We start from the raw sequence: 9,514 nt of genomic DNA on the forward strand, positions 1-9,514 counted from the left end.
TGATCTGTATCCGGTCCAGGCGTGACGGATCCGCAGGGCACCGATGACGCGGCGGCGGTGGTGCGGCGCCGGCTTTTGTGGGATTGCGTCTGCCCTCGCAAATCAGCACGAGAATCCGAGAGCACCCGACATGTCCGCACGTTCCGCAAGCCCCGGCGCGCACCGGTTGACCGGCCGCGACGCCAAGACCCTGGCCCTCGCGTCGCTTGGCGGTGCGCTCGAATTCTACGATTTCATCATCTATGTCTTTTTCACCGCGGCGATCGGCCATGTCTTCTTTCCGGCCTCGATGCCGGACTGGCTGTCGCAGGTGCAGACCTGGGGCATTTTCGCCGCCGGCTATCTGGCCCGGCCGCTGGGCGGCATCGTCATGGCGCATTTCGGCGATCTGGTCGGGCGGAAGCGCATGTTCACCCTGTCGGTCTTCCTGATGGCGATGCCGACGCTGATCATCGGCCTGATGCCGACGTACGAAACGATCGGCTATGCCGCGCCGCTGCTCCTCGTCGTGATGCGCGCGTTGCAGGGCGCGGCCATCGGCGGCGAAGCGCCGGGGGCCTGGGTTTTCGTTTCGGAACATGTACCGGCCCGCCATATCGGCTTCGCCTGCGGCCTGCTCACCGGAGGCCTTACCGGCGGCATCCTGCTCGGCTCCCTGATGGCGACGGCGATCAACAGCGTCTTCACGCCGGACGAGGTGATCGGCTACGCCTGGCGCATTCCCTTCGTCGTCGGCGGCATCTTCGGCCTGATCGCCATGTATCTGCGGCGCTGGCTCGAAGAGACGCCGGTGTTCGAGGAAATGCGGAAACTGAAGGAAACGGCCGACGAACTGCCGCTGAAACTCGTGCTGCGCGACCACGGCCGGGCGGTGATCGTCTCGATGCTGGCGACCTGGATGCTGACGGCGGGCATCGTCGTCCTGATCCTGATGACGCCGGGCCTGATGCAGAAGCTGCACGGCATTCCGGCGACGGACACGCTGATCGCCAATGTCGCCGCGACCCTGACCCTGACCATCTCGGCCATTGTCGTCGGCCTGCTGCTCGACCGTCACGGTCCACGCATCGTCACCCTCGTCGGCGGTGTGCTGCTGATCGCGGCCGCCTATGCGCTGTACCTCGGGCCAGCGGCCGATCCCACCCTGTTGCTGCCGATCGATGCGATGGCCGGTTTCTGCGTCGGTGTCATCGGCGTCGTGCCCGTCGTCATGGTCCGCGCCTTCCCGCCGGCGGTCCGCTTCACCGGCCTGTCGTTCTCCTACAATGTCGCCTATGCGATTTCGGGCGGGCTCACCCCGCTCGTCGTCTCGCTGCTGGTCGCGGTCGATCCGCTGGCCCCGGCCCATTACGTCGCCGCCGTCACGGTGATCGGCGTCGCGGCCGTCGTGTATGGAACGGCGCGGGGCCACGCCCCCCGGCCGGCGGCTCTGGCGGAAGCGGCCGAATAGGGGCGCCCCATAAAAAAAGGGGCCGCGAGACGGCCCCTTTTTCGTGGATCCGGTTCCCGTTCAGTCGAACAGGCTGGAGACCGAGGTTTCGTCGTTGATGCGGCGCATGGCTTCGGCGATCAGGGGGGCGATCGAGACGCGGCGGATGTTGCGGCACAGGCGCACCGCCTCCGTCGCCTGGATCGAATCCGAGATCACCAGCGATTCGAGCTGCGAGGCCGAGACGCGGGCGACGGCGCCGCCCGACAAGACGCCATGACTGACATAGGCGGAAACCGCCTTGGCGCCCTTGGCCCGCAGCGCGCCGGCCGCGTTGCACAGGGTGCCGGCCGAGTCGACGATATCGTCGACCAGGATGCAGCGGCGGCCGGCGACGTCGCCGATGATGTTCATCACTTCCGACTCGCCGGCCCTCTCGCGCCGCTTGTCGACGATGGCGAGATCGGCGTCGATGCGCTTGGCGATCGCCCGGGCGCGGACCACGCCGCCGACGTCGGGCGACACGATCATCAACCGTTCCTCGGTGCCGTATTGTTCCTTGATGTCGTTCACGAAGGCCGGCGCCGCGAAGAGATTGTCGGTCGGGATATCGAAGAAGCCCTGAATCTGACCGGCGTGGAGGTCGAGGGTCAGCACCCGGTTGGCCCCGGCGGTGGTGATCAGATTGGCCACCAGCTTGGCCGAGATCGGCGTGCGGGGGCCGGGTTTCCGGTCCTGCCGGGCATAGCCGAAGTAGGGCACGACGGCCGTGATCCGCTTGGCCGAGGCACGGCGCAGCGCATCGATGCAGACCAGCAGTTCCATCAGATTGTCGTTGGTCGGATAGGACGTCGACTGGATGACGAAGACATCCTGGCCGCGCACGTTTTCCTGAATCTCGACGAAAATCTCCTGATCGGAGAAGCGCCGGACGCTGGCCTTGGTCATCGGCAGATTCAGGTAGGCGGCGATCGCCTCTGCCAGCGGTCGGTTACTGTTGCCGGCCAGCACTTTCATGATCGAACCCGCTCGTTGATCCATGGGGAATGGATGGTTGGACGCGGCGCCATCGGCACCGCGAAACGCGCGCGCTTTTTAACAAGCCGTCACGGGGCTGTAAACGAGGCTGACCATTTATCGGCGCAACTGTGGGCTGACGGCCACGCAAGGGAGGCCGCCGGGCGGTCAGATCATGACGCAGCTGGCAAGCAGGCCAAGCACCAGGAAAGCGGTGAAGAACAGGATGTGGGGCATGGCGTCCTTCAGTCGAGCATGATGGCGGCGACTTCGCGGCCGTAGTCGCCTTCGCCGCGATGGGTAGTGCGGCGGAACGAGAAGAAATCGCCTTCGCCCGCGAATGTATCGAGGCCGGTCAGTTCAAGCGTGCCGACATGGGCGCGGCGCAGCCGGGCCGCGACATAGGCGGGCAGGTCGAAATGGGGCCGGGCGGCGGGATCCGGCCGGTGAAAGAAGCGGGCCGAGTCGGCGCCGTCCAACTCGATGAAGCGGGCCTCGAACTCCGGCCCGACCTCGTAGGAAGCGCGGCCGATGCAGGGGCCGATCACGGCGGCGATCCGCGACGGCTCGGCGCCGAGGGTCACCATGGCCGCCACCGTCGCCTCGGCGATGCCGCCCAGCGCCCCCTTCCAGCCGGCATGGGCGGCGCCGATGACACCAGCGGCCCGGTCGGCGAAGAGGATGGGGGCGCAGTCCGCGGTCAGGATGCCAAGGGCGATGCCCCGTTGCCGGGTCACCATGGCATCGGCTTTGGCGCCTTCGCCCGGGGTCCAGGGGCTGTCCACCGTCACCACGTCGCAACTATGCACCTGATAGAGCGAGAGCAGGGCGGTCGCGCCGATCGCCCCGGCGATGCGATCCCGATTCTCCATCACCGCGTCGCGGGCATCGTCGGAACCAAGACCGCAGTTCAGCGAGGAATAGATCCCTTCGGATACTCCGCCCTTGCGGCCGAAGAAACCATGAGACAGGCCAGCGAGGGCGCCGGAGCGGAAGCAGGGCGGCTGTTGCATCAGATCGCGTCGAATACCGGGGGTGGCGGAGTAGCGGCGCTGCAAAGGGCCAGCGCCTTGAACAGGCTGCCCATCTGGTCGGGCGCGGTCAACCGGTGATGGGCGGCGTATATCTGGTCCCGTGCCGCCGGCTGGTTCGCGGCGAGGCGCCGCGCCCGCAGGTCGATGCCAAGACCGCGCAACAGGTCGCCCTGGGGCACCGGGCCGAAGGCGCGGGCACCCTGCGCCGTGGCGGCGGCGGCCAGATGGGCGAAATTCACATGGGCGGTCAGATCCGCCTCGCCCAGGGTCGTCAGGATCTCGGCATAACGATGACGCGAAACCGCCTGCAGCGTGTCGGCGAAACCCCGGTGCGCCGCGCCATAGTCGATCGCCAGCAGCGCGCCGCCCTGTGCCGCCAGCCGCCGGCCCAGCTCGGCGGCGATGGCGATCGAGGCTGGCGACCATTCGAGCACGGCACCGTCCTCCGGCGCTTCGTGCGGTGGCAGTAGATGCGGCGAAAGCGGCTCGGGCGCGAGGCCGAAAATCAGTCCATCGTCCCGGTCGAGCCCGACCATCCGCTCGTGGAAGGCTTCGCCGGTGAAGACGGCCTGACGGATCGGCAGGGCATCGAAGAATTCATTGGCGAGGAGGAGGAGGGGGGCATCCGAAGGCAGGCCATCGGTCGTGTCGTGATGGACGACGGGCGCCCTGATCGTCTCGATCTGCAGGGCGCGAAGGCGCGGCGAGGTCTCGACCAGATGCACCGGGGCGTGGAGCGGAAAGCCCGGCACGCGGGCAAGCGCCCGGCGCGCGTCGGCCATCAGGGTGCCCCGGCCAGGGCCGAACTCGCCCAGGATGACCCGGGCCGGCGAGCCCATCGATTGCCAGACCGCGCCCAGCCAGAGACCGAGCAATTCGCCGAACATCTGGCTGATCTCGGGCGCGGTGATGAAATCGCCGGCGGCACCGAACGGCTCCCGCACCTGATAATAGCCGTGTGCTTCATGGGCGAGGGCCTCGGCCATCACGGCCGCGACCGGCAACGGTCCTTCGGCCGCGATCCGCCGCGCCAGCAGCCGGCCGAGCGGGGTCATGCCTTGCCGGTATCGTCGGCGAGGGCGCTGCGGTCGGGCGCCGGGCGGCCACCGGCGGTGACCAGCAGCCACAGGCCGATCAGGGCCATCGGGATCGACAGCAACTGCCCCATGGTCGAGGCGAAGAAAAGGAAGCCGAGCTGGGGATCGGGCTCGCGGAAGAATTCCGAGAAGATCCGCGCCGCCGAATAGCCGACCAGGAAGACGCCGGTCAGCGCGCCCATGTTGCGCCGGATGCCCTTCGCGTTCAGCACCATCAGGAGGGCGAACAGGCAGATGCCTTCGAGGAAGGCTTCATAGAGCTGGCTGGGGTGGCGCGGCAACTGACTGCCGTCATGGGGAAAGATCATGGCCCAGGCGGCATTGCTGGGCCGGCCCCACAACTCGCCATTGATGAAATTGGCGATGCGGCCGAAGAACAGGCCGATCGGCACCACCGCCGCGACGATGTCGCCAAGGGCCAGCAGGGGGATGCCCCGGTTGCGGGCGAAAAGCACGACGGCGAGGATGACGCCGATCAAGCCGCCGTGGAACGACATGCCACCCTGCCAGACGCGCAGCGCCTGCCAGGGATCGGCCAGATACTGGTCGAAATTGTAGAACAGGATATAGCCGATCCGCCCGCCGAGGATGATGCCGAGGGTGATCCAGACCACGAGGTCGTCAACCTCGCGCGGCAGGACCGCCGTGCCCGGCCGGGCGGCCAGGCGCATGGCCAGGCGCCAGCCCAGCAGGATGCCGGCGACATAGGCGAGGGCATACCAGCGGATCACCAGCGGCCCGAGTTCGATCGCCACGGGATCGATCGCGGGGAAGGCGACGAGGGGAAGCGTCGTGAACATCAGGCGTGCTCCGCAGGAGAGGCGAGGCGGTTTGTCGGCCGCCCCCATCCCCATGTCAAGCCCGCGGCAAGCGGCGCTTTCGCCAGCCGTTGCATCGGCGGCGCGCCCGGGGCAAAGTAGATGCATCATGCAGACCGAAAACCGCTTTCTCGATGATATCGCCCGTCTCGCCACGGGTGCCGTTGGTGCTCTCCAGGGCGTTCGCCAGGAAGCGGACGGTGTCGTCCGCCAGCTGGTGGAACGCTTCGTCGCCGACATGAAGCTCGTCCCCCGCGACGAGTTCGAGGCCGTGAAGGCCATGGCCGCCAAGGCCAGGGCCGAGAACGAAGTCCTGGCCGAGCGTCTCGCCGTTCTCGAGGCGAAGCTGGCCAATCCGGGCTGAGGGTTCTTACCTTTGAGCCTCAGCCGGGACGTGCTGGCGGCGGATGGGTTCGATACCCTCATCCAGCAGATGCTGCCGCCCGGCTATATGCAGTTTCTCACCCCCGAAGAACGGGAAGCCTCGCTTCAGGCCGCGCTCGCCAGCGCGCCGTCCGGTGATGTCTGGCTGTTCGGCTATGGCTCCCTGATGTGGAACCCGGCGATCCGCCATCGGGGTCACGAGGTCGGGATGGTGCGCGGCTGGCATCGCCAGTTCTGCCTGTGGACGCCGATCGGTCGCGGCACGCCCGAGCGGCCGGGCCTTGTCCTTGGCCTTGAAGCCGGCGGTTCGTGCCGGGGCCTGTCGTTCCGCATCGACCGGACCGAGGCCGAGGAAGAGCTTCGCCTCGTCTGGCGCCGGGAAATGCTGAGCGGCGCCTATCATCCGCGCTGGGTCACGGTCGAGACGGCGTCGGGGTCCCACCGGGCGCTGACCTTCGTCATCAATCGCGCCAACCCCCGCTATACCGGGCGCCTGCCCGAATCGGAGACGGTGGCCGCCCTGTGCACGGCGGCGGGACATCTGGGCAGCAGCCGCGAATATCTTCTCATGGCACTCGCCGCGCTTGAATCCCTTGGCATCAGGGACAGGCGGATGCGACGCCTGGCGGAGCTGGTCGCGGCAAATCCCGACGTGTGATCCACAAGCATTCAACTGTGCCGGATATGGTGTTGAAACCATGGGCCGAATGCCCCGTTTCGGGGCGACCCCGCTTGCGCGGATTCGGGATTCCCGCCTAATTTAGAGGCGTGGACCAGCACCCTCAAGCAGCGCCCGATGGTCCGGGCCTGAGCCGCCGGTCTGCCGTTTCGACTAGGACATCATCCACTCAATACTGGCCCGCCGAGCCGGCAATCTCGGCGGGCCTTTCTTTGGTCTGGAACGGACGACGGATGAAATTCCTGCTTCTGGGCGCCACGGGCGCCGTCGGTCGCGCGGTGCTCGAACAGGCGCTGGCCGATCCTCGTATCACGCAGGTCATGGCGCCGACCCGGCGGCCGTTGCCCCCGGCCCCCAGGCTGACCAATCCGGTGACCGATTTCGCCATATTGCCGGCCGAGAGCGACGTCTGGGCCTGCGATGCGGTGATTTCCGTGCTGGGCACCACGCAGAAAATCGCCGGCAGCCGCGAAGCCTTTCGCCGGGTCGATCTCGATCTGGTGATCGCCACGGCGGCGGCGGCGCGGCGGGCCGGGGCGCGGTCGCTGGCGGTCGTCTCCTCCGTGGGCGCGTCGGCCGCCTCGCCGTCGTTTTATCTCCGCACCAAAGGCGAGATGGAGGCGGGGCTGCGCGCCCTCGGCTATCCGTCGCTGACCATCGTCCGGCCGTCGATGATCGATGCGAGGCGCGATCCGCCGCGCGGCCTCGAGGAACTGGGCGCCATGGCCTTCCGCCTGCTGCGTCCCCTGATCCCCGCCCGCTACCGCGCCGTCACCCCGGCCCGGATCGCGACCAGCCTGATCGCGGCCGCCATGGAAGGACGGCAGGGCACCCGCGTGATCGAGTCGGAAGAGATCGGCTGAACACCGGCGACCCGCCCGCGGCTCGGGCGAGGGAATTGCCATATGCCCGGCATATGTTAAGATGCTCTCCTCGTCGTGGAGAGCCCGTCATGCTGCGCACCGTGTCCATCTTCCGCAACAACCGCAACCAGGCGATCCGCCTGCCCAAGGACTTCGAGTTCCATGGCGTGAGCGAGTTGACCATCGAGCGGCGGGGCGATGCGATCGTGCTGCGTCCCGTCCGGCCGGACTGGCTTTCGCTCAAGACCGAGCCGCCTGGCGATGCGGATTTCCTGGACGAGCGGCCCGACCTGATCGAGGAGGGGCGTTTCTCCCTCGATGATGACGGGAAGCCTGGCGGCGGGGGCCGCTGAAGGCGCGGCACGGAAAGACACGATGCTCGCCATCTATATGCTCGATACCAATATCTGCTCGTTCATCATGCGCGAGCGCCCGGCTTTGGTGCTCGAGCGGCTGCAGCGGGCCGCGGACGGCCAGCACCAGATCGTCGTTTCCGTCGTCACCTATTACGAAATGCTGCTGGGCACGGTCGGTCGCAATGCCTCGCCCCGTCACGCGAAGCTGGTGGAGGCTTTCGTCTCGCGCCTCTCCGCCATCCTGCCCTGGGATGCGGCGGCGGCGGAGAAGGCCACGGCCATCAGGCGGGATCTGGCGGCGAAGGGAAGCCCCATCGGCGGGAATGACACGATGATCGCGGGCCATGCGCTCGCCGCCGACTGCGTGCTGGTGACGAACAACCTGCGGGAATTCGCGCGGGTGGACGGATTGAGGATCGAGGACTGGGCGAAAGGGTAATGTCGTTTTCCGTATGACGGAAGCGGCGCTCCTTTGGCGCAATCCTGCGTGACTGGCTGGGGCGGGAGGGTTCGAACCTCCGAATGGCGGTACCAAAAACCGCTGCCTTACCACTTGGCGACGCCCCAGCGGGACCGGCGCGGGGCCGGTCGTCCGAGTGGCGGGAACATATGGATTCGCGCACCGATGCGCAAGCGGCACGGTTGGGGCGCGAGCGTCATCAAAGTTTCGCGCCCGGCCGGGGATACGGCCTTGCTGCGAATCGCAGGCATCGGCACGCTCTTACCCATGGTGGATGCCACGCCCCGAACCCCCAAGATATGCCGGTCAGCCCCAGGCACCCGGATGCGGGACGGTATTTATGTGGCAATGCACAAGAGACTCCCACAAACTGAATCTAGTCCGCACCGCCGGATGGCACGCCGTCCGGCCGCTCAGCACGAGGAGTAGGGCCATGGGAATGCTGTTGTCCGAACACGAACAGTCCGGTGTCGATCCGATCGATGTGATCGAGCAGATCGTCGCCGCCAACGAATGGCCCTTCGATCGTGCCGGCGACGGCGAACTGTCGGTCGCCGTGAACGGCTCCTGGTGCGACTATCATTTCGGCTTTTCCTGGCGCGAGCCCGAACGGGCGCTGCAGTTGACCCTGGCCTTCGACATGCGGGTGCCCCCGGCGCGAAGGGCCGAGATCTATCACCTGATGGGCCTGATCAACGAACAGCTGTGGCTTGGTCATTTCGACCTGTGGTCGGACGACGGCACGCTGCTGTACCGCCATGCCAGCCTGATGGGCGAGGCGGTCTCGGTCAGTGTCTGCGAGGAACTGATCGATATCGCCATCTCGACCTGCGAGCGTTTCTACCCGGCCTTCCAATTTGTCCTCTGGGGGGGTAAGAGCGCGCAGGAGGCCCTGTCCGCGTCGATGATCGAGACGATGGGCGAGGCCTGATCGTTTTCTCGACAGGGGTTCGACATGACGGGTGAAGCTGCGCCGGCACTGGGCCTCGCGCTGGACCGGCCGCTGCTGCTCATCGGCTGCGGCAAGATGGGCGGGGCGATGCTGGAGGGCTGGCTGGCCCGTGGGCTCGTGCCCGAGAAGGCTTTCGTGGTCGAGCCGGCGGGGGCGCCCGCGCTCGCCGCGCGCGGCATCACGGTGCTCTCCTCGCTGGATGATGTGCCGCCGGGGCTCGACCCCGTGGCCGTCGTCGTCGCGGTGAAACCCCAGACCATGGACAAGGTGCTGCCGCGGCTGTCCGGCATCCTTGGCCCGCGCAGCCTTGTGCTGTCGATCGCGGCGGGCAAGCGCATCGCCCTGTTCGAAGGGGCCTGCGGCGTCGGCACGCCCGTCGTCCGCGCCATGCCCAACACGCCGGCCGCGGTCGGCCGGGGCATGAC

The 9,514-nt window shown here is 67.4% G+C and carries 12 protein-coding genes and 1 tRNA gene; 8 read left to right on the forward strand and 5 right to left on the reverse strand.

Annotated elements, in window-relative coordinates; translation table 11 throughout:
- Window positions 1-130 precede the first annotated feature (130 nt).
- Window positions 131-1,450 carry an MFS transporter gene (locus tag WAZ62_RS07935; RefSeq protein WP_422642979.1) on the forward strand — a complete coding sequence of 440 codons (1,320 nt, stop codon included), beginning with the start codon at window positions 131-133 and terminating at the stop codon, window positions 1,448-1,450.
- A 60-nt stretch (window positions 1,451-1,510) separates the two neighbouring features.
- Here the strand turns inward: WAZ62_RS07935 and WAZ62_RS07940 are convergent, their stop codons facing one another.
- The 4 genes from WAZ62_RS07940 to lgt form a co-directional block, all read right to left on the reverse strand.
- Entirely contained in the window at window positions 1,511-2,446 is a 936-nt protein-coding gene (locus WAZ62_RS07940; protein ID WP_422642980.1) for a ribose-phosphate pyrophosphokinase, read from the reverse strand.
- 245 nt (window positions 2,447-2,691) lie between these two features.
- Window positions 2,692-3,459, reverse strand: coding sequence for a peptidoglycan editing factor PgeF (gene pgeF / locus WAZ62_RS07945; RefSeq protein WP_422642981.1), 768 nt, complete (start codon window positions 3,457-3,459; stop codon window positions 2,692-2,694).
- Window positions 3,459-4,535 (reverse strand): class I SAM-dependent methyltransferase, encoded by a 1,077-nt coding sequence (locus tag WAZ62_RS07950; RefSeq protein WP_422642982.1) that lies wholly within the window; start codon window positions 4,533-4,535, stop codon window positions 3,459-3,461. Before WAZ62_RS07950 ends, pgeF begins: the two co-directional genes overlap by 1 nt.
- Window positions 4,532-5,377 carry a prolipoprotein diacylglyceryl transferase gene (gene lgt, locus WAZ62_RS07955; RefSeq protein WP_422642983.1) on the reverse strand — a complete coding sequence of 282 codons (846 nt, stop codon included), beginning with the start codon at window positions 5,375-5,377 and terminating at the stop codon, window positions 4,532-4,534. The genes WAZ62_RS07950 and lgt overlap by 4 nt, the downstream gene beginning before the upstream one ends.
- A 127-nt stretch (window positions 5,378-5,504) precedes the next feature.
- On the opposite strand from lgt, the gene WAZ62_RS07960 reads away from it, so the two are divergent.
- From WAZ62_RS07960 to WAZ62_RS07980, 5 genes are all read left to right on the forward strand, one after another.
- Window positions 5,505-5,759, forward strand: a complete 255-nt coding sequence (locus WAZ62_RS07960; RefSeq protein ID WP_422642984.1) for an accessory factor UbiK family protein — start codon at window positions 5,505-5,507, stop codon at window positions 5,757-5,759.
- Window positions 5,760-5,771: 12 nt separating this feature from the next.
- Window positions 5,772-6,437 carry a gamma-glutamylcyclotransferase gene (locus WAZ62_RS07965; RefSeq protein ID WP_422642985.1) on the forward strand — a complete coding sequence of 222 codons (666 nt, stop codon included), beginning with the start codon at window positions 5,772-5,774 and terminating at the stop codon, window positions 6,435-6,437.
- Window positions 6,438-6,691: 254 nt separating this feature from the next.
- The gene (locus WAZ62_RS07970) at window positions 6,692-7,321 is read left to right on the forward strand and encodes an NAD(P)H-binding protein (protein WP_422642986.1); all 630 of its coding nucleotides are present in this window, start codon (window positions 6,692-6,694) and stop codon (window positions 7,319-7,321) included.
- Between the two features lie 89 nt (window positions 7,322-7,410).
- Window positions 7,411-7,674, forward strand: coding sequence for a type II toxin-antitoxin system VapB family antitoxin (gene vapB / locus WAZ62_RS07975; protein ID WP_422642987.1), 264 nt, complete (start codon window positions 7,411-7,413; stop codon window positions 7,672-7,674).
- Window positions 7,675-7,696: 22 nt separating this feature from the next.
- Entirely contained in the window at window positions 7,697-8,116 is a 420-nt protein-coding gene (locus WAZ62_RS07980; RefSeq protein ID WP_422642988.1) for a type II toxin-antitoxin system VapC family toxin, read from the forward strand.
- 53 nt (window positions 8,117-8,169) lie between these two features.
- Here the strand turns inward: WAZ62_RS07980 and WAZ62_RS07985 are convergent.
- Window positions 8,170-8,244, reverse strand: a tRNA-Gln gene (locus tag WAZ62_RS07985).
- 326 nt (window positions 8,245-8,570) lie between these two features.
- Here WAZ62_RS07985 and WAZ62_RS07990 point away from each other — a divergent pair.
- Entirely contained in the window at window positions 8,571-9,068 is a 498-nt protein-coding gene (locus WAZ62_RS07990; protein ID WP_422642989.1) for a YbjN domain-containing protein, read from the forward strand.
- Window positions 9,069-9,092: 24 nt separating this feature from the next.
- On the forward strand, window positions 9,093-9,514 hold a 422-nt coding region (locus tag WAZ62_RS07995), incomplete at its 3' end, for an NAD(P)-binding domain-containing protein (RefSeq protein ID WP_422642990.1).

The organism is Zavarzinia sp. (genome assembly GCF_049306435.1).
Lineage (GTDB): Bacteria > Pseudomonadota > Alphaproteobacteria > Zavarziniales > Zavarziniaceae > Zavarzinia.